This is a genomic window from Paenibacillus sp. FSL H7-0703, from assembly GCF_038003485.1.
GTDB classification, from domain to species: domain Bacteria; phylum Bacillota; class Bacilli; order Paenibacillales; family Paenibacillaceae; genus Paenibacillus; species Paenibacillus polymyxa_B.
On the sequence record NZ_JBBOPF010000001.1, the window covers coordinates 1,131,874 to 1,150,756 of the forward strand.

The following is an 18,883-nucleotide window of genomic DNA, read 5'->3' on the forward strand; positions in this document are numbered from 1 at the left end:
TACTGTAACCTCCCGTACGTTAATCTTTACGCATTAGCAAATCCCGCTGTTTGTCCAATGTCGCTCTCAGACGTAATATTGCTTTGGAATGCAACTGTGAAATTCGCGATGGAGATAGCGACATGACCTCAGCGATTTCACTGAGTGACAAATCCTCGTAATACAATAAAGAAACAACGATACGTTCTTTTTCAGTCAATTTATCAATGCCTTGTGCAAGGGCATCACGAAGTGTAAATTCATTGACCTTATGATCCGGATTTTTCGCCTTCTCGTCCACCAAAAGGGAAAGCCGTGTTTCCGATTCCTCTTCACGGATCGGGTCCTCCAGTGAGACAATCGACATAACGGCAACTTCCTGGATCATATTTTGAAACTCTTTTTCAGAAACGTCCAAATAATGGCTCATCTCTTCGTCGCTTACCGTGCGTAAATATCTTTGTTCCAGATGCTGGTAGGCATCCTCGATTTTTTTTGCTTTTTCCCTAACTGAACGAGGAACCCAATCCCCTTGACGAAGACCATCCAAAATCGCTCCGCGAACACGCCAAGAAGCATAAGTCTCAAACTGCAAACCACGCTCATAGTCAAATTTCTCTAAAGCGTCAATCAAACCCATAACGCCGTTACTCGCCAGATCATCCTTGGATACATTTTTGGGCAAGCCTACTGCAAGGCGGCCCGAAACATATTCCACAATATGGAGATACTTTTCAATTAACTGTTTTTTTGCTTCCTTGTCACCGTGTTCTTTCCATTGCTCCCATAGTTCGGAATGGTTTAAATGAGCGGCTTTACGCTCGTTCATCGGCTTCACCCTCCTTATTTGTCTGTCAGGTGACGAACGGCCTTGGCCAATTCTTCAGGGTCCTTGTTGGAAACCAGCTTAGGTGGGTTTAAAGGCGCGAAACCATTGTTCCCTTCGTCCGTCTGATCTGGTTTCGGTTTCAGCAATTCATTCAGGTTTTCATTCTCGTCTGGTGTCGTCAAGTCCAGATTCCCCCCTACGCCATCTAGCTGAGAGCTTGCCCGGCTTTGGGCATTCCCCAGATCTGGCCGCGCTACAACACCTAGTGTCCAGCGCAGCACAAATGCAAGTAGGAACCAAAAAACGAAGGCGATCAAGCCACGAATTAAGCTCGTGGTCAGCAGATTGCTGCCAACGGACAACACAAAAGTCAGAATAAATCCGACTACTCCAGACCAAAGATTAATGCGTAAGCTGCCAAATAACATGTTTATAATTCCTTTACACCTTTTTGTACGCTTCGAATATTCAAAACGCCAGTTTCAGAGTCCAACTCAATCGTTCGTCCATAATTGCCGCCTGTGTCCTCCGCAATCAAGGGAATACCGAGATCTACGAGCATCTCTTTGCATGATTCTACATTGCGTGGACCAATGCGCATGGTATCTCCACTACCGGCAAAGGCGAACATCTGCGCTCCCCCTGCCATTTTGGCAATCAGTCTGCGTCGTTCAGCACCCAATTTCAGCATCCGCTCAAATAACTCGGGCAGCGCCGTATCGGCGTATTTAGCAATATTCAGTTGCCCTTCACGTGCAATATCCGAGGATGGTAGCATCACATGTGCCATACCTGCCAGTTTCAAGTGAGGATCGTAGAGAGTCAATCCGACGCAAGAACCGAGTCCTGTCGTGCGAATCGAGTTCGGGTTACTGGTAACATTTAAGTCAGCCATACCGACTTTAATGATGCTTTTATCCTCAATCATCGTTCATCGGGACTCCTAACGACCTAAAGATTTTCCCGAACGATTCTGGATCAGGAATCAGGAAAAATTGACCCTCTATCTGATTCTGCCCTTCCAGAAACGATGTGTCAATCAATAATGCAGCATCCCCCATCTGCCCAAACTGCAGCAGTCCATAGCTGAGAATTGCTCCTGCCATGTCCAACGCCAGCGCAGGGACTGTTGGATACATAGATAAACGCGTAAAGTCTGCCAGCGAAGACAAATATGAGCCTGCTAAAATGTTTCCGATCTCCGACAGGGCTGAGTGCTCCATTTCGTTAAAACTGTCCTCGTCATCTGAAGGAATATTTGCCAAACGGGAAAGTAAGCTTTTTGCCGCCTGAGGCTGCAATATGAAGAATAGATTCCCGGGGGCTTCCCCTTCTACCCTAAAAAATATGGCAACAACAAGTTGCTCATAGCCGCCGACTTTCTCGGCAATTTCCTCAAAGGGCAGCATTTGTACTTTGGGCACACCCATATCCACCGGTTTATTGAGAAGCCGGGAGAGCGCTGTAGCAGCGTTCCCCGAGCCAATGTTGCCGACTTCTTTCAACACATCCAACTTGAAGTCTTCAAGATTTCCTAGATTTTCCATATGTTAATCCTCTAAGCCTTCCAGTTGGTTCATCTCGCTACGATTCAGGACTTCAGACAAGTTCAGCATAATCAACAAGCGCTCTTCACCAATCTTAGCAACTCCACGAAGGTATTTAGCCTTAACTCCACCAATCACTTCCGGTGGTGTCTCAATATTGTCAGTATTCAGGTCAATAACGTCATTCGCTGAGTCAACGATAAAGCCGACTTGCATTTCACCCACTGCAACGATAATGATGCGAGTTTGATCGGTATATTCAGCTTCAGGTAATCCAAACCGGCCACGAAGATCAATAACCGGAATGACTACGCCTCTCATGTTGAATACGCCTTTAACAAAATCGTAGGTTCTTGGAACCCGTGTAATCGGCACCATGCGTTCAATAGATTGGACTTTTTCTACTTCAACACCGTATTCCTCTTCACCAAGCTTAAATACGATAACTTTAATTTCTTCTCCCATGTCTAAAAACCCTCCTTATTGATGTCAGCAACTTCACATTTCTTTCATTTTTGATGAAGACATTATTTAATGAAAACATTCGGGTCGATGATCAAAGCAACCTGACCGTCACCCAGAATCGTGGCGCCTGAAATTCCTTGGATGTTTGGAAGGTATTTGCCCAAATTTTTAAGGACAATTTCACTTTGTCCCAAAAAGTCCTGTACGGAAAGAGCTGCCAGACGGTCTCCCTTGCGGATGACCACGACCTCTGTCTCTTCTTCTTCATCTTCATTGAAGTCCGGTACCTCGAACAGCTGACTCAAGGAGATGAGCGGGATATGAGAATCGCGGAAAGCAATCATTTTATTGCCATGTACTGAACGAATTTGTGTCCGCTTGACGATCGCAGTCTCCACAATGGATGACAATGGAATCGCATATTTTTCAGAACCGATCTGTATCATCATGGCTGCAATAATGGATAGGGTCAGCGGCAATTGCACAGAGAAATTAGTGCCTTGGCCCAGTGTAGAGTGAACCGTAACATTGCCACCCAAAGCGGTGATTTTGGATTTAACAACGTCCAAACCGACACCACGTCCTGATACGTCTGAAATGACTGCAGCTGTACTGAAGCCCGGAGCAAACAATACCTGATAGGCTTCCTCGTCGGTCATGACCGCTGCTTGCTCTGCCGTCAAAATCCCTTTAGAAATAGCACTGTTTAGTACCTTATCGCGATTAATACCATTTCCGTCATCTTCAATCTCGATGAATACGTTATTTCCGCTATGGAAAGCACGCAAGTGAACCGTTCCTGTCTCAGGTTTACCAGCTGCAATCCGGTCGGCTACCGACTCAATGCCATGGTCCACGGAGTTCCGAAGCAAATGCACCAGAGGATCGCCAATTTCGTCGATAACAGTGCGGTCCATTTCAGTCTCTGCTCCAGTAATAACCAAATCAAGTTTTTTATCTAGCGATTTGGCCAGATCGCGCACCATACGCGGGAAACGATTGAAAACAGTATCTACTGGTACCATCCGCAATTTAAGAACGACGTTTTGCAAATCGCTGCTCACACGACTCATGTGCTCTACCGTTTCTGTCAGTGCTGGATTGGAAGCTTCACTTGCCAACTGCTCTAACCGCACACGGTCAATGAGCAACTCGCTAAATAAGTTCATAAGCACATCCAGGCGTTCAATATCTACGCGAATCGTACGGTTATGCGTAGGTGCAGCTGCCTTAGCTGCTGGTGCTTTACCTGCTGCTGGCTTAGCCACAGAGGCCGCAGCTGGAGACTGCGGCTGGGATGGAGCAGGTGGTTGCACGGCAACAGGTGCTTCCTGCACCGCAGCAGCCTCAGCCAGTCCAGCAGTAACTTCGCTCATTTGTTTAAGCGATTCCTGATCTAGTTGTACCACTGAGACAGTGTCAATTTCAGAGATACCCGCGATTTCCTTTTCCAGCTCCCCAACTTCTTTCTGCGTTATGTAATATAACGAGAAGCTTTGCTCGAATTTCTCCTGCTCAATATCCTGTACCGACGGATAGGCCTTGACGATTTCACCAGAGTTTTCCAGCGTGTTGAACACCATAAAGGCACGTGCCGCTTTCAACTGGCTCTCTGAGCTGATTGTTACCTGTATATAGTGAACACGATGTCCTTCAGAAATAGATTGCTCCAGTACAGAATACTGGAACTGATCCAAGACAAGCCCAGCACTATCGTTTTTGTCCACTTTTTTAGATGGAGACTCCTCAGTGGCAGCATTTGTGCCGGACTTTTGGAAATCCCCACTCACGATGGATTGTAGTGAAGATACAATAGAGGAGACATCCGCTTTCCCGTCGCCTCCCTCTGTAATGTGCTGCACCATGGACTCCAAAGCATCCAATCCTTTAAATAAGGTATCGAATATAAATTCATGCATCGCCAGCTTGTTGTTACGTACCAGATCAAGAACGTTTTCCATTTGGTGAGTTAGCGATGCTAGGTCTTCAAATCCCATCGTAGCAGCCATTCCTTTGAGGGTATGGGCAGAACGGAAAATCACCTGAACGATGCCTAGATCGGTTGGATTGCTTTCCAGTTGAAGCATTTTTTCGTTAAGAGATTGCAGATGATCATTCGACTCATCAATAAACATGTTTAAATATTGGTTCATGTCCATTGTGAGACACCTCCTCCATGAGTTACACTCCGATTATTTCACAACTTGTACAAGCTTGGGGGCGATCTCCTGCATTGGCAGAAGGTGACGCACACATTTTAACTCTACTGCTGAGCGGGGCATTCCGTACACTACACAAGTTTCCTCATTTTCAGCAAATGTGGATTGTACCCCAGCATCATAAAGCTTTTTCATCATTTTGGCCCCATCGCTCCCCATTCCAGTGAGCAATACTAGATGCCGCTCCAACGAGGTTAACGAGAGCAACGATTCAAACATCGTATCTACGGAAGGACGGTGACCATTGCGAGCTTCCTCCATCTTCAGTGACACAGTGTATTTACCACCGGCTCCTGGCACAATTCTTAGTTGATATCCCCCTGGGGCAATGTAGGCCGTTCCAGTCTCCAGCGTCATTCCCTGCTCAGCCTCCACAACTCGGAGTGGACTTAACGTGTTCAAGCGTTGTGCCAGCGAACGAGTGAAGTTTGGCGGCATATGCTGAACGATAACTATTGGAGCAGGAAAATCACCAGGAATGCGTTCCAACAGCGTCTTAAGCGCCCGCGGACCGCCCGTAGAACATCCCACCGCCACCAGTTTGCGAAAGCTGGACGTATGCACACCTTTTTTAAGAGAAAATCCTTTAGGTGCGGCAGGAACTGTAGGTGCCGTTACTGGAGGCGTAGCAGCCGCTGGAATAGGCGTAGCTGATGAACTCACCGTCTTACGGGGCTCCGGCTTAACCAGCCCTGCTTTATCCTTACCATGCAGCGATTTGTCAGCGGCCGTATTAGAACTGTTTAGTTTCCCTGGTGTTCGTCCCATCCCCTTGGACAAGTCTTCCTTCTTTTGAACAGTAAATGCTTGGACTGACTTGCTTGGCTGAGCAGCTGGCTGTTCTATGCGCCCCGCCGTAACAGATGTTCCAGACTGTTGTCGTTTCGTTTCCTGCTTGGCTGCTGCCGGGACGGACTTGCCAGCATCACGCTTCGGCTGAGTTGATACAGCAGGTGAAGGAGCAAGCGGAACAACCGGAGGCTTGTCTGTCGAAGCTTGACTGCCTGCTCGTTTCTCAGTCACCGCCTGTCCTGTAGGCTTTTCCTGTGGCACTTTTTTCGCTTGTTCCAATGCAGCTTTGCGCTCATTAGCTTCCTTGCGCTCCAGGCGGCTCCGCACTGCTTGCATAGCAGTGTGCATCTGTTCCAGCAGCGCCTTGCTCACTTGCTCGATATCTTGCGCATGAGCAATGGAAGGCTTTCTTATAAAATCGAAAGCTCCTGCCTCCAAAGCCATGATGGTCTCCTTCATGCCTTGTTCATTAATGCCTGACAGCATAATAACAGGTAGCGGATGGGCTGCCATAATCAATGGCAATGCTTCAAGACCATTCATTTCAGGCATCTCGACATCCATGGTGACCAAATCGGGCTGCAATTCCTTCACTTTCTCTACAGCCTCTTTGCCATTGGCGGCTGTACCTACGATGTTGAACGACTCATCCCTTACAATTAAATCTGTAATAATTTTGCGCATAAAGGCCGAATCATCTACAACCAGCACCCGGTAAGCACACATGTTAAACACCTCTGTTTCCTCTCATCAAAATCAATGTACAGAACGTCGCAACCATTTTTGCATAAACCCTTTAATTCCACTCAATGCACCTGATTGCGGAATCTGTGGCATTGCTGCAAAACGGTGTGCCAGATTCAATACATCTCTTGAAGCCGCACATCCCGGAAAAGCAACCATAAAAGGTACTTGCCTTTTGACTGCTTGCATGACATGAGTATCATCACTGATATGCCCAAGCAACGGGATTTCGATCTCCAAAAAGCGTTTCGCAACCAGTGCGATCTTATCGGCAACTTGACGGGCCTCATTATCGTTATCGGCACGATTGACTATAATTTTGAATACCGTATCCTTTTGCAACCCGCTGACGACTTTAATTAGCGCATACGCATCTGTTAAGGACGTCGGTTCCGGTGTGGTTACGACCAGGCATTCGTCAGCTGAAGTGATGAATTTAAGGTTTTCTTTAGATAAACCTGCACCTGTATCAAATAGAATGTAATCCATATCTGCCGCCATTTTTTCTACTTCTTCGGCAAAATAATTCAGATCGTCATCCGATAACGTAAACAATTCGCTCAAGCCCGATCCTCCAGCAATATAAGGCAAACCACCTATACCCGTTTGAATAATTTCATCAATTGATTTCTCACGTTTTAACAGGTGAAGAAGATTGTATTGTGAATTGGCCCCCATTAAGACATCAATATTGGCCATACCGATATCAGCATCAAACACAAGTACCTTTCGACCAAGGGATTGCAGAGCCAGAGCAAAATTCAGCGTAAAATTGGATTTGCCCACCCCGCCTTTGCCACTGGTAATCGTTATAATTTGGGCTTGACGATTACGTGGGGGCAATCGATATTTATCTAAGGAAGAAGCCATTTGTCTAAGTGATTGGGCTTGGTCACTCATATGGAATCTCCGTTAGCTCCTGATGATGCTTTGGGTCCAAGCAGCATGCTTGTCACCATTTCTGTATCGGGATGAAGCAGGTCGTCAGGAACATTTTGTCCATTGGTAATATAGGCCAGTTGCATCGGAAATTGATACAAAAGATTAAACATTCCACCGCAGCTACCTGTCTCGTCCATCTTAGTAAATACAACCTTACCAAGACCAAACTTACTGAAATGTCCAGTTATATTGAGCATATCTTTGCTTTTGGATGTGAGGCTGAGTACCAGATACGTCTCACTTTCATTAATAGGCGAAAGCAGACTTTGCAGTTCCGAAACAAGTAATTCATTACGATAATTTCGTCCTGCGGTGTCCATGAGGATCAGGTCACAATGTTCCAGACGTTGAATGGCTCTGTGGACGTCACCGGGAGACTGCACAACTTCAAGCGGTACATTCAAAATCGTAGCATATGTACGCAGTTGCTCGACGGCTGAAATCCGGTACGTGTCAGAAGTAATAAATCCAACTTTGCGATGATGCTTAAACAACTGCTCTGCTGCTAACTTGGCAATGGTTGTCGTTTTCCCTACTCCAGTAGGACCTGCCACATACACAATTTTGGTATCTTTGGAGATCCCTTTGTCCAGTCTTGTCTGAATAAAACTGGCCACTTCCTCACGAAAGGCTTTTTCCCAATCAAAAGTTTCAGGCGCAAAAGGATGCTCACTCCGGCGCACATATACCTGTTCGAGCCAATACTCCAGTAAATCGCGTTCCACTTCCTGCTCCAGCACACGCTCACAAATCTCTTGCAGCGGCTCCGGCCAAGTACTTTCCAATGAAGAATTTCGGGAAAACCGAGTCATCATAGCCTTCATTTCCCGCAATTCATTAAGCAGAGCCTGATTTTCCTCTGCTCCGCTCTTCTCTGGAACACTTACTTCAATGGGCTGTTTAAACAGTTCACTGGATGATTTCATGTTCGAAAGCAATGCTTCATGATCAAGTACTTGAGACATAGTCTCCAGATTATTAGCAGGCCTAGATAACAAATGCTCAGTTGCTGAAGCTGCCTGTTCTGCATCATTCGTTAATTCAGCTTGTTCTTCTTTGGAACCACCCGTCATCTGCGTTACCCGCCGATAAGCTTCTGGAGCAGCTTGTCTGGGAACCACAGGCATAAATGATTTTTCTGACTGTTCAGGAGCATTCATTGAAGATGAAGCCGCCTGGGCAAGCTCTTGTGAAGATGATCCAAACCGTCGTGGCTTTTGAGGTTGTCTCTCCTCTACCGCAGCTACCACTTCGATTTTCTTTTTACTGAACATTCCCATGAAACCGCCGACCTTCATTTCCTTTGTACTTAAAATGACGGCGTCTGTTCCTAAGTCACCCCTGATTTGCAGCATAGCTTCTGGCATGGTATCCACTACATAGCGTTTCACTCTCATAAGTTCACCACCCCGACACTTTGAATTTCAACGTTCGGCTCCAGCTCACTGTACGACAGTACCGGGACATCCTGCATAGTCCGCTCCATCACTTGCCGCAAATACATCCGAATTGTCGGTGACGTTAACACAATAGGCTGCTGTCCAGATTGAATGAGACGGTTGATTTGCTCCATCATCCTTTGATACACCGTTTGCGTAGACACCGGATCAAGAGCCAAATAGCTACCTTGCTCCGACTGTTGCACGCTTTCAGCAATTTTCTTCTCCAATCCTGGTCCCACTGTAATAACGCGTAACGTCTCCCCTTGTTGGGCAAATTGCTGCGTAATCTGTCGGGACAACGCCTGACGGACATATTCAGTCAGCACGTCGGGATCTTTTGTATAAGTACCGTAGTCAGCTAGCGTTTCGAAAATAGTCACCATATCGCGAATGGAGATTTTTTCTTTCAACAGCTTGGCTAACACTTTTTGTACATCCCCAATCGCAAGCACAGAAGGAATAAGGTCGTCCACCAGCACTGGATAATTCTCTTTGAGATTGTCGACCAGCGACCGTGTTTCCTGTCTGCCAAGCAACTCATGAGCATGTTTCTTAATCGTCTCCGTAAGATGAGTAGCTACAACTGAAGGTGGATCAACTACGGTATAACCCGATAGTTCCGCAACATCCTTGGTGTTTTCATCAATCCAGAGCGCGGGCAATCCGAAGGCCGGTTCTGTCGTTTCAATCCCTGTAATAGAATCATCGTCGTATCCCGGACTCATAGCCAGGTAATGATTTAACAGAAGCTCCCCGCCGCCCACGGTATTACCTTTAATTTTAATGACATATTCGTTAGGCTTGAGCTGAATGTTATCCCGAATACGAATGACCGGCACAACCAAACCCAGCTCCAAAGCACATTGACGACGGATCATAATAATCCGATCCAATAAATCCCCGCCCTGCTGTGTATCCGCCAGCGGAATTAACCCGTATCCAAATTCAAATTCAATTGGATCTACCTGAAGCAGATTAATGACACTTTCTGGACTACGGACTTCTTCAATTTGTTGCTCCTCTTCCAGCTGTTCATCGGCTATCTGCTTGCGTTCCATATTGCCCTGCATTCTTCGAGCCGCGAAAAACAGCAGAATCGCCAGTGGAAGAGTTGTAATGATATGAATAGGCGTGAAGAGGCCCAATAATGCAATTGTGGCAGCCACAATGTAGATCAGTTTTGGATAAGAAAAGAGCTGTCCAGTTAAATCCTCTGCCAAGTTGCCATCCGACGTAGCCCGCGTAACAATCAAGCCTGACGCCGTGGATATGAGCAGTGCGGGAATCTGGCTGACCAGTCCGTCACCAATGGTGAGTACAGAATAAGTCGACAGCGCCTCTTGAAATCCTTTCCCCTGAACGGCCATACCGATAATAAAGCCGCCGACCAAGTTAATGATCAAAATGATAATACTAGCAATGGCATCACCTTTAACGAATTTACTCGCACCATCCATCGCTCCGTAAAAATCAGCTTCCCGTTCGATTTTACTGCGTCGTTCACGGGCTTGCTGCTCATTGATCAAACCTGCATTCAGATCAGCATCAATACTCATTTGTTTACCCGGCATCGCATCCAATGTAAACCGTGCGCCTACCTCAGCAACCCGCTCAGATCCCTTGGTGATAACAATGAACTGTACGACCACGAGAATGAGAAAGACAACAAAACCGACGGCAATTTGCCCTCCTGCAATCCAACTACCAAACGTAGCAACTACTTCCCCTGCATGTCCCTCACCTAAAATAAGTTTGGTTGTAGAGATATTAAGTGCCAAACGAAACAACGTTGTAATGAGCAGCAATGAAGGGAAAATAGAAAACTGTAAAGCTTCCTTCGTATTCATAGAAACGAGTAGAATCATCAAAGCAATAGAAATATTAATGACGAGTAGGATATCCAGCAGCCATGATGGGATCGGGAGAATCATCATAAGAACGATACCGATGACGCCTGCAAGGACAGTTATTTCTTTTATTTTCACGGGTCTCTAGCCCTCCGATCCCTTTATTTCACTTTACCTTTTAATTTATATACATACGCCAGCACTTCGGCAACGGCCTGGAACAGATCAGCTGGTATCGCATCCCCGATTTCGGCTCTTTGAAACAGCGCCCGCGCCAGCGGCTTGTTTTCCATCGTTATTACGCCGTTTTGCTTGGCAATTTCTTTAATTCGGAGTGCAACGTAATCTTGCCCTTTCGCAATAATCTGCGGCGCTTCCATCTCCGAACCGTCATATTTCAAAGCCACAGCAAAATGCGTAGGGTTGGTGATGATGACATCTGCATTAGGAACCTCCTGCATCATACGCTGCATAGCCATACGGCGTTGACGCTCGCGAATTTTCCCTTTAATCAGCGGGTCACCCTCCATTTTCTTGTATTCATCCTTGATGTCTTGTTTGGACATTTTCAGGTTTTTCTCATGCTCATAACGTTGATACATATAATCCAATACCGCTAAAACGAACAGCACCACACCAATTTTGAGCCCCAGTTCCATCGTTAATGAAGCTGTAAAGCTCAACATCTGATCGCCGGACATTTCAGCCAGTTTGGGTAGGTCAGCCTTTGTTTTCCAGAGTACGCTGTACACCAGATAACCAATTATGGTCATTTTTAAAACAGATTTCAGGAATTCAACTAATGATCTCATGGAAAAAATGTTTTTGAATCCTTTAATCGGGTCAAGCTTGCTAAACTTGGGCGTAATGCCCTCTCCGGTTAATAAAAAACCGATCTGCATGTAATTGGCTGCTATCCCGATGACAATAGCCCCAATAAAAATAGGTGCCAGCATAATCAAGATTTGCACGCCATACTCGCCCATCATCAGCAGCGTTGTGTTCGGCGTTACCTCCATAGAGAGCCGATTCACAAAAATATCTCGAAATAGTCGAACTGCATGGTCCTTAAAATACCCGCCGAAAATCATGAGGCAAAAAAACGTAACCAGCAGGACACCAGCGGCGGGCAACTCCATGCTTTTGGCAACCTGCCCTTTTTGTCTTGCATCCTGTTTCTTTTTGGGTGTAGCTTTTTCCGTTTTTTCCCCTGAGAACAACTGCAGGTTCATAGCATATTTAAATGACAAACTACGTTCCTCCAGACCAGACATTAAGGACGATTACCCATAATATCCAACAAGTTGCGCATGGATTCGAACATCACCGAAAACAATCTTTCGAATATAAAAGCAAAACTTGGCATGAGAAGCAGTAACATGAACAGTCCCACAATAATTTTAAGAGGTACACCAATAACAAAAATGTTGAATTGTGGCGCTGTTTTAGCTAAAAAACCAAGTCCCACATCTGTTAAAAAGGTAGCCACTACAATAGGAGCAGCAATTTGAAAAGCAAGCATAAATGATTCCGCAAAAGAACGTACCAGGAATTCAGTTACACTGCCACCATACAGCTTTACAAAAAAATCATTTGTCAACGGTACCCAATCATAGCTGTATAAGATAGCATTTAGCAGATGATGGTGCCCATTTATACTTAAAAAGAACAATACTGCAATGGCAAACTTAAAATTCCCCGTTAAAGGCGTTGAAGCCCCTGTCATGGGATCAAACACACTCGCCATTCCGAAACCCACCTGTAGGTCTATAAAAGAACCTGCGGTTTGGATCGCTGTCATGAACAGATATGCAGTAAACCCCAATAACAACCCAATCAGCACTTCACGGCCCACTAAGAGCACATACGCTACATCGGTCGGTACCTGTTGATGCGTACCATATGTAAGATACACGACCAAAGCTAGAAATCCTGAAATTCCGACCTTAAAGATATTAGGTACCCCTCGGGTTGAAAAAATAGGCGCTACTACAAAAAATGAAGTAATCCGACAAAAAATCAGCAAAAAAACAGGAAAACTCTGTAACAATATGTTCATAACATTCAGCCTAACCTATATATTTGTACAAATTGTCCAGAATGTTATACGTAAAGTCCACTAATGTGGTCAATATCCAGGGCCCGAACAAAAGCAATGCCAGCAATACGGCGACAATCTTCGGAACAAAGGCCAGTGTTTGCTCCTGAATTTGGGTTGTCGCCTGAAAAATGCTGATAATCAAACCCACGACTAGCCCCAAAATCAGCATCGGAGCGCTCACCTTGAGTACAATGTACACCGCTTGCCCAGCCAGGGAAATAATAAACTCCGAAGTCATTGCCGTCCTCCTTGATTGCTGTCCTTGCATGAAGTATTCATGTGTTAAAACTCAGAAGCAATGATTTGACAACCAAATACCAACCATCTACAAGTACGAAAAGCAGTATCTTAAAAGGAAGTGAAATCATTACTGGTGGTAGCATCATCATCCCCATAGCCATGAGTGTACTCGACACCACAATGTCTATAACTAAAAACGGTATGAAAATCATAAAGCCCATCTGAAATGCCGTCTTCAACTCACTGATTGCATAAGCCGGAACCATCACCGTTAGTGGAATATCCTGATAATTCTTTGGTTTTTCCATCTTGGTGTATTTCATAAAGAGCAGTAGATCCTTCTCACGTGTATGAGAGAACATAAAGGTCTTGATCGGTACCGATGCCTTATCCAGCGCCTGAGACTGTGTTATATCCCCCTTGAGATACGGCTGAAGTGCAGTTTCATTCATAGCTGAGAACGTCGGTGCCATAATGAATAAAGTGAGAAACAAAGCCAGCCCGACAAGCACCTGATTAGGCGGCATCTGCTGGGTTCCCAGCGAAGTTCGCACAAAGCCAAGCACAATCACAATTCGCGTAAAACTTGTCATAAGTACAAGCAACGCCGGTGCTACACTAATGACAGTAATAAGTAAAATAATAGACAGCGAGGTGGCACCGGGCTGTCCTTTGTCCGAATTGCCGACTTGAATATCAATGTTCGGAATCGGTTCCGCAGAGGCCGCCGTCACCGAAATGAAGCTGAACAAGACAAGCAGCAAACATGCAAGTATAATCTTTTTTCTCATGAATCTCCCGACCGATCTGTAGTATTCTCCTCATTGCGCAGCTTTTCAAGTTTATCCTTGCGATTCGGCATTTGCCGAAGCTTGGATTCAAACATCTCGTGAAAAGATGTCTCCTCTTCAGACTGCTGCTGTGCCGCGTTGTTCCGGCGAAGCTTATCCGCAATTTTAGCGAATAGCGGGGCAATCGGGCCGCGCTGCAGAGAAGCTTCTTGCTCCAGTGCGGCCAAAATTTGCTCCACTTCTTCAGGATCGGATACTTTGTCAACAAGCCGGATATCTTCTCCCACACCAATGAGGTACACACTGCTACCAACTTCAACAAGCTGAAGGGATTTATTGGGACCAAGTCCCACGCCTCCCAGTATGCGAACGGAGCGGTTGCTGAACCAGCTCTGATTTCTTTTACTCAAAAACCGTATCAAGTACACGATCAGTACGATGATAAAGATTAGCACGAAAAGGACCCAGGCAATGTTGCCTATATTGCTGGATGTACTCAATGCGTCAGAGGCACCCTGTTGTGTATCCATACTGGGTGCGCCTTACACACCCAGTGTTTTGTTGATGGCTTCGATAACCCGATCCGATTGGAAAGGCTTAACGATAAAATCTTTTGCGCCAGCTTGAATGGCATCAATAACCATTGCTTGCTGACCCATCGCGGAACACATGATAACCTTTGCGTTCGCGTCAATTTGTTTGATTTCCTTCAGAGCGGCAATGCCGTCCATTTCAGGCATCGTGATATCCATCGTAATCAGGTCCGGACGAAGCTCCTTGAATTTTTCAATGGCCTGTGATCCGTCCTGGGCCTCTCCTACTACTTCAAATCCATTTTTGGACAGGATGTCCCGAATCATCATTCTCATAAATGCAGCATCGTCCACGATCAAAATACGGTTTGCCATCTGAAATAAATCCTCCCTAAATTATGCTTTTATTGTAATTTTTGAATACGGTCCCATTGGCTTACAATATCTGTTACACGCACGCCAAAGTTCTCGTCGATTACGACAACCTCGCCCTTGGCAATCAGTTTGTTGTTAACCAAAATGTCCACCGGCTCCCCGGCAAGCTTGTCCAGTTCAATAATTGAACCTTGTGAGAGCTCCAGAATATCTTTAATTTGCTTTTGGGTCCTTCCTAATTCTACGGTGACTCTAAGGGGAATGTCCATCAATAAATTTAAATTGTTTTCATCCACTTGCGCAAATGCACCGGACTGCAAGTTAGAAAATTGTACAGGTTGTACATTTACATTACGTCCCGGTACTGCGCCGTAGTGATGAGGCGTTCCGTAAGGAGCTTGCGGCGGTACACCAGCTGGCATTCCATAACCCGGTGTTCCATAGCCTGGAGCGCCCTGCTGCCCATATCCCGGGTCTTGAGGATACATTGGCGGTTGTTGCCCATAGCCTGCGTCTTGTGGCGCCTGCGCGGCTGCAGGCTGCTGCTGATAGGTTGGTGCAGGCGGTTGCTGCGGAACGCTAGCTTGTTGCGGCGCTTCAGGAGCTGCTGTTGCAGCTACCTGCTGTGCGGACGCTTGCGGTTGTTCCTCATCCTCTCCGCCATTCATTAGGATGCTCACCATTTTTTTGGCGAAATTAACAGGTAACAGTTGCATCAGCGTAGAGTCAATAAGATCCCCGATCAATAAACGGAAGGATACTGTAATGAGCGTCTCTTCATCCGGCAGACTGGATACTCCATCACCGTGCATAGGATCCAAAATATCAATCCCCGGTGGAGAGATATTAACAAAACGATTAAACATGGTAGACATAGAGGTCGCCGACGACCCCATCATCTGGTTCATCGCTTCCTGCACGGCACTGATGTGGATTTCATTCAATTCTTCATCTACTGGGTTTCCTTCACCACCAAGCATTAAGTCCGCTATCACTTGTGCATCACGCTTTTTGATTACGAGTGAGTTAATACCCTCGAATCCATCTACATAATTTACATGTACAGCTACGTGTGGCTTTGGAAATGCAGTTTCAAATTCAGAACGGGTAATAATTGAAACTTTAGGTGTCGTAATATCCACCTTTTGACCGAGCAGTGTGGAAAGAGCCGTAGCTGCGCTGCCGAACGTTATATTACCGATTTCCCCGAGAGCATCCTGCTCCAGAGGAGTCAGAAAATCGTCAACGGTCTTGTTGGCGGGAGTAGAATCCGTCCCCGCTTCAGACTGTTTCAGCAAGGCATCGATTTCCTCCTGGGACAAATAGTCTTTACTCGTCAATTTCTTCAACTCCTTCGTTGACAATTTCATCAATTTGTACGGCAACACGATCTCTTACCATGCCGGGACTTCCCATAAACTTCAATTTCTCGCCTACCCGGATGGATAGTCCTTCTTTGACAGGCTTGTTCAATGAAATGACATCCCCTATCGAAAGACCCAGAAACTCGGCTACATTTATCCGGGATTCACCCAACTCCGCAATAATAGGGAGCTCTGCTTTGGTGACCCGTAATCTCAAGGCGTCGATCTCTTCGGGCGCCCTTGATTTCTTTTCGGATGTAAACCACTGGTGCGTAGACAGTCTGGCCATAATGGGTTCCAATACCACGTGCGGGATACAGAGGTTAATCATCCCTGTGGTATCACCAATTTTGGTACTAAGCGAAATCAGAGCAATCGTTTCATTCGGCGAAACAATCTGCATAAACTGCGGATTCGTTTCCATCGCCTCTAGGCGCGGTTCAATGTCCAGTACCGTTTTCCAAGCCTCTTGCAGGCTATCAAAGGTACGGCTGAAAATTCGCTCCATGATCGTCGTCTCGATTTCGGTCAACGCAGTAACCTTTGACGGTGCCGAACCTGTTCCTCCGAGAAGCCTGTCCAACATGGCATAAGCAACGTTCGGGTGAACCTCAAGCACCATACGGCCTTCCAGCGGTTCAGCTTCAAAAATGTTTAGAATGGTCATTTTCGGAATGGAGCGAATGAATTCATCATAAGGAAGCTGCTCCACCTGAACGACATTAATTTGGACAAAAGTACGAAGCTGCGCTGAAAAATATGTGGTCAGATACCGTGCAAAGTTCTCGTGTATCCGCGTCAGACTCCGTATATGATCCTTGGAAAACCTAAGCGCTCTTTTAAAATCATAAGCGCGAACTTTCTTTTGGGTATCTTCCTTTTTAAGTTCTTCCGCATCCATTTCACCGGACGAAAGAGCTGCTAAAAGGGCATCAATTTCCCCTTGTGACAGTACATCCACCAATGTTATTCACCCCCTTACGTGTTCCTGACAAGTTCACCTGGAATCAAATGGCTGCCAGCAAAAAATCTGTAATTTTGGCGTTCCCCAGGTGACCTTCAGGGAGCGACTTGTTGATGAGATCCGTCAGCTTGTCACTGAACTGGTCCCGGCCTTTAGCCGTTCTGAGCTCATCAGGTTTGGTGTCTGCAAGCAATTGAATAACGATGGGCTTAATACTGATGTCTTTAATTTTTTCAAAAGATTCTTTTGCTTTGGCATCGTTCAATTGAAAAGATAGGTTCATCTGGACAATATAATCTGCGTCTGCCAAATTCGTTTTGATACCGGTAATTTCAGAGCTCACTTCCACCAATTCATCTGCTGACAATCTTGGAAGTTGTTCTGCTTGAGCAGCTTGCGCATTCGTTATGACTTCCGACTTCTTCCCGCTAAGCGCTGGTATAAGTACAAAGGCCGCGCCTGCAATCAAAGTAATCGCGAGTAAAATTGTAATGAGCCATGGCAGCATCTTCTTCATTCGTCTTCCTCCATTTGTTGCACTTTTATCGTGGCGGCATGCATGCCGATTTCACGGCTGTAACCCTTGATCAAGGAGACGACATCTGCCGCTTTTTCCAATACAATCAACCGTTTCCCCGTCACCAAAGTGACGTATGTATCCGGTGTTTCCTCCACAGTCTCAATGAGCAGCGCATTAAGCCACATAGGCGAGCCGTTCAGCCGCGTTAACGGGATCATCGTAACACCAACCTCCTGATAGGTGCGGAGGAGCCTCTACTCCTCCGCGTTTAAATGAGATTATCGTTTCAAGTTTACAACTTCCTGAAGAACTTCATCCGAGGTCGTAATGATACGCGAGTTCGCTTGGAATCCGCGCTGAGCTACGATCATTTCGGTAAATTCGCCTGTCAGATCAACGTTGGACATTTCCAGCTGACCCGCGATGATAGCTCCACGCCCCTCTGAGTTGGCTGCTCCAGGCTCAATTGCATCAATATTTGAGTTGACCGTAGTACGGTACAAACTCCCTCCGATTTTTTCCAGACCTTCCGGATTCGTGACTCTGGCTAATCCGATTTGCGTGCCATTATCAACTGTTCCGTCATCCAATTGTTGTACAATTGTACCGTCCTGCGAGATGGAGAACGCTGTAACATTGTCAGCAAGTGTGATGGGATCTCCACCCGCATCTCCTACGAAAAATCCATCAGAAGTAACCAGGTTTCGGTTCGCATCTACGTGAAAATCACCCGCACGAGTCAGATAAGGAACTTCCTGTGCATCATTCATTTTGACCAGGAAAAATCCGTCACCGTTAATACGTAAATCCGTTGGGTTGTTCGTAGTCATTGCACTACCTGGAAGGTGCAGTGTATCAATTGAACTGACCGACACTCCCAAACCTACCTGTTTGGCATTTTGCCCGGCGGTTGTTGTTCCGTCTGGCGCACTTGCGCCTGAACTCGTTTGGCTCAAGATATCCTTGAACATCACACGGCTGGACTTGAAGCCTGTAGTATTTACGTTTGCAATGTTGTTACCGATAACGTCCAGCTTCGTTTGAAAGCCCTTCATGCCCGATACACCTGAATACATTGATCTCAACATTGAGTATAAATCCTCCTCTGATTGGTTGCTTAGTTGACCGCATCAGTCGATCCGCGGCTTTTTCATGGCTTTCCTATTCGGGCCAGCCACTTCGTATACAT

General features: G+C 46.1%; 21 protein-coding genes. All 21 read right to left on the reverse strand.

The features are described 5' to 3' along the window. Positions 1–19 precede the first annotated feature (19 nt). The 21 genes from MHB46_RS04445 to flgF all read right to left on the reverse strand — a co-directional run bounded on the left by MHB46_RS04445 (position 20) and on the right by flgF (position 18,782). The gene (locus tag MHB46_RS04445; protein WP_013309911.1) at positions 20–808 is read right to left on the reverse strand and encodes a FliA/WhiG family RNA polymerase sigma factor; all 789 of its coding nucleotides are present in this window, start codon (positions 806–808) and stop codon (positions 20–22) included. A 14-nt stretch (positions 809–822) separates the two neighbouring features. Continuing rightward, positions 823–1,236, reverse strand: a complete 414-nt coding sequence (locus tag MHB46_RS04450; protein ID WP_341161707.1) for a hypothetical protein — start codon at positions 1,234–1,236, stop codon at positions 823–825. 2 nt (positions 1,237–1,238) lie between these two features. Next, complete coding sequence (locus tag MHB46_RS04455) at positions 1,239–1,736, reverse strand: chemotaxis protein CheD (RefSeq protein WP_010346358.1); 498 nt, start codon at positions 1,734–1,736, stop codon at positions 1,239–1,241. After that, positions 1,729–2,355: a chemotaxis protein CheC gene (locus MHB46_RS04460; protein WP_023988204.1), complete on the reverse strand. Its 627-nt coding sequence runs from the start codon at positions 2,353–2,355 to the stop codon at positions 1,729–1,731. The genes MHB46_RS04455 and MHB46_RS04460 overlap by 8 nt, the downstream gene beginning before the upstream one ends. A 3-nt stretch (positions 2,356–2,358) precedes the next feature. After that, positions 2,359–2,820, reverse strand: coding sequence for a chemotaxis protein CheW (locus MHB46_RS04465; protein WP_007430046.1), 462 nt, complete (start codon positions 2,818–2,820; stop codon positions 2,359–2,361). A gap of 62 nt (positions 2,821–2,882) precedes the next feature. Beyond that, a complete protein-coding gene (locus MHB46_RS04470; RefSeq protein ID WP_061829450.1) occupies positions 2,883–4,979 on the reverse strand; it encodes a chemotaxis protein CheA in 2,097 nt (698 codons plus the stop codon). Between the two features lie 33 nt (positions 4,980–5,012). Then, positions 5,013–6,557 carry a chemotaxis protein CheB gene (locus tag MHB46_RS04475; RefSeq protein WP_341163684.1) on the reverse strand — a complete coding sequence of 515 codons (1,545 nt, stop codon included), beginning with the start codon at positions 6,555–6,557 and terminating at the stop codon, positions 5,013–5,015. Positions 6,558–6,587: 30 nt separating this feature from the next. Continuing rightward, positions 6,588–7,475 carry a MinD/ParA family protein gene (locus MHB46_RS04480; RefSeq protein WP_341161708.1) on the reverse strand — a complete coding sequence of 296 codons (888 nt, stop codon included), beginning with the start codon at positions 7,473–7,475 and terminating at the stop codon, positions 6,588–6,590. After that, a complete protein-coding gene (gene flhF, locus MHB46_RS04485; protein ID WP_341161709.1) occupies positions 7,472–8,914 on the reverse strand; it encodes a flagellar biosynthesis protein FlhF in 1,443 nt (480 codons plus the stop codon). The genes MHB46_RS04480 and flhF overlap by 4 nt, the downstream gene beginning before the upstream one ends. Beyond that, positions 8,911–10,944, reverse strand: coding sequence for a flagellar biosynthesis protein FlhA (gene flhA, locus MHB46_RS04490; protein WP_016820963.1), 2,034 nt, complete (start codon positions 10,942–10,944; stop codon positions 8,911–8,913). Before flhA ends, flhF begins: the two co-directional genes overlap by 4 nt. A gap of 23 nt (positions 10,945–10,967) precedes the next feature. Then, positions 10,968–12,080 carry a flagellar biosynthesis protein FlhB gene (flhB, locus tag MHB46_RS04495; RefSeq protein WP_341161710.1) on the reverse strand — a complete coding sequence of 371 codons (1,113 nt, stop codon included), beginning with the start codon at positions 12,078–12,080 and terminating at the stop codon, positions 10,968–10,970. Then, on the reverse strand, positions 12,080–12,865 hold the full coding sequence (gene fliR, locus MHB46_RS04500) for a flagellar biosynthetic protein FliR (protein ID WP_023988198.1): 786 nt from the start codon (positions 12,863–12,865) through the stop codon (positions 12,080–12,082). The genes flhB and fliR overlap by 1 nt, the downstream gene beginning before the upstream one ends. A gap of 10 nt (positions 12,866–12,875) precedes the next feature. Next, on the reverse strand, positions 12,876–13,145 hold the full coding sequence (gene fliQ, locus MHB46_RS04505; protein WP_007430038.1) for a flagellar biosynthesis protein FliQ: 270 nt from the start codon (positions 13,143–13,145) through the stop codon (positions 12,876–12,878). 37 nt (positions 13,146–13,182) lie between these two features. Next, positions 13,183–13,938 (reverse strand): flagellar type III secretion system pore protein FliP, encoded by a 756-nt coding sequence (fliP, locus tag MHB46_RS04510; protein WP_013309901.1) that lies wholly within the window; start codon positions 13,936–13,938, stop codon positions 13,183–13,185. Further along, the gene (locus MHB46_RS04515) at positions 13,935–14,468 is read right to left on the reverse strand and encodes a flagellar biosynthetic protein FliO (protein ID WP_209941756.1); all 534 of its coding nucleotides are present in this window, start codon (positions 14,466–14,468) and stop codon (positions 13,935–13,937) included. The genes fliP and MHB46_RS04515 overlap by 4 nt, the downstream gene beginning before the upstream one ends. A gap of 12 nt (positions 14,469–14,480) precedes the next feature. Next, positions 14,481–14,846 carry a response regulator gene (locus MHB46_RS04520; RefSeq protein WP_010346372.1) on the reverse strand — a complete coding sequence of 122 codons (366 nt, stop codon included), beginning with the start codon at positions 14,844–14,846 and terminating at the stop codon, positions 14,481–14,483. 29 nt (positions 14,847–14,875) lie between these two features. After that, the gene (gene fliY, locus MHB46_RS04525; protein ID WP_341161711.1) at positions 14,876–16,186 is read right to left on the reverse strand and encodes a flagellar motor switch phosphatase FliY; all 1,311 of its coding nucleotides are present in this window, start codon (positions 16,184–16,186) and stop codon (positions 14,876–14,878) included. Next, the gene (gene fliM, locus MHB46_RS04530; protein ID WP_322251976.1) at positions 16,176–17,174 is read right to left on the reverse strand and encodes a flagellar motor switch protein FliM; all 999 of its coding nucleotides are present in this window, start codon (positions 17,172–17,174) and stop codon (positions 16,176–16,178) included. Before fliM ends, fliY begins: the two co-directional genes overlap by 11 nt. A 43-nt stretch (positions 17,175–17,217) precedes the next feature. Continuing rightward, positions 17,218–17,691 (reverse strand): flagellar basal body-associated FliL family protein, encoded by a 474-nt coding sequence (locus tag MHB46_RS04535; protein ID WP_061831870.1) that lies wholly within the window; start codon positions 17,689–17,691, stop codon positions 17,218–17,220. Then, positions 17,688–17,912 (reverse strand): flagellar FlbD family protein, encoded by a 225-nt coding sequence (locus MHB46_RS04540; protein WP_013309896.1) that lies wholly within the window; start codon positions 17,910–17,912, stop codon positions 17,688–17,690. The genes MHB46_RS04535 and MHB46_RS04540 overlap by 4 nt, the downstream gene beginning before the upstream one ends. 60 nt (positions 17,913–17,972) lie before the next feature. Further along, on the reverse strand, positions 17,973–18,782 hold the full coding sequence (flgF, locus tag MHB46_RS04545; RefSeq protein ID WP_071640489.1) for a flagellar basal-body rod protein FlgF: 810 nt from the start codon (positions 18,780–18,782) through the stop codon (positions 17,973–17,975). Positions 18,783–18,883: the final 101 nt, after the last annotated feature.

What these genes read in the sequence shown, in the direction of transcription:
- MHB46_RS04445 (WP_013309911.1), bottom strand. Translation starts at nt 808, where the DNA reads ATGAACGAGCGTAAAGCCGCTCATTTAAACCATTCCGAACTATGGGAG.
- MHB46_RS04450 (WP_341161707.1), bottom strand. Translation starts at nt 1,236, where the DNA reads ATGTTATTTGGCAGCTTACGCATTAATCTTTGGTCTGGAGTAGTCGGA.
- MHB46_RS04455 (WP_010346358.1), bottom strand. Translation starts at nt 1,736, where the DNA reads ATGATTGAGGATAAAAGCATCATTAAAGTCGGTATGGCTGACTTAAAT.
- MHB46_RS04460 (WP_023988204.1), bottom strand. Translation starts at nt 2,355, where the DNA reads ATGGAAAATCTAGGAAATCTTGAAGACTTCAAGTTGGATGTGTTGAAA.
- MHB46_RS04465 (WP_007430046.1), bottom strand. Translation starts at nt 2,820, where the DNA reads ATGGGAGAAGAAATTAAAGTTATCGTATTTAAGCTTGGTGAAGAGGAA.
- MHB46_RS04470 (WP_061829450.1), bottom strand. Translation starts at nt 4,979, where the DNA reads ATGGACATGAACCAATATTTAAACATGTTTATTGATGAGTCGAATGAT.
- MHB46_RS04475 (WP_341163684.1), bottom strand. Translation starts at nt 6,557, where the DNA reads ATGTGTGCTTACCGGGTGCTGGTTGTAGATGATTCGGCCTTTATGCGC.
- MHB46_RS04480 (WP_341161708.1), bottom strand. Translation starts at nt 7,475, where the DNA reads ATGAGTGACCAAGCCCAATCACTTAGACAAATGGCTTCTTCCTTAGAT.
- flhF (WP_341161709.1), bottom strand. Translation starts at nt 8,914, where the DNA reads ATGAGAGTGAAACGCTATGTAGTGGATACCATGCCAGAAGCTATGCTG.
- flhB (WP_341161710.1), bottom strand. Translation starts at nt 12,080, where the DNA reads ATGTCTGGTCTGGAGGAACGTAGTTTGTCATTTAAATATGCTATGAAC.
- fliR (WP_023988198.1), bottom strand. Translation starts at nt 12,865, where the DNA reads ATGAACATATTGTTACAGAGTTTTCCTGTTTTTTTGCTGATTTTTTGT.
- fliQ (WP_007430038.1), bottom strand. Translation starts at nt 13,145, where the DNA reads ATGACTTCGGAGTTTATTATTTCCCTGGCTGGGCAAGCGGTGTACATT.
- fliP (WP_013309901.1), bottom strand. Translation starts at nt 13,938, where the DNA reads ATGAGAAAAAAGATTATACTTGCATGTTTGCTGCTTGTCTTGTTCAGC.
- MHB46_RS04515 (WP_209941756.1), bottom strand. Translation starts at nt 14,468, where the DNA reads ATGGATACACAACAGGGTGCCTCTGACGCATTGAGTACATCCAGCAAT.
- MHB46_RS04520 (WP_010346372.1), bottom strand. Translation starts at nt 14,846, where the DNA reads ATGGCAAACCGTATTTTGATCGTGGACGATGCTGCATTTATGAGAATG.
- MHB46_RS04535 (WP_061831870.1), bottom strand. Translation starts at nt 17,691, where the DNA reads ATGAAGAAGATGCTGCCATGGCTCATTACAATTTTACTCGCGATTACT.
- MHB46_RS04540 (WP_013309896.1), bottom strand. Translation starts at nt 17,912, where the DNA reads ATGATCCCGTTAACGCGGCTGAACGGCTCGCCTATGTGGCTTAATGCG.
- flgF (WP_071640489.1), bottom strand. Translation starts at nt 18,782, where the DNA reads ATGTTGAGATCAATGTATTCAGGTGTATCGGGCATGAAGGGCTTTCAA.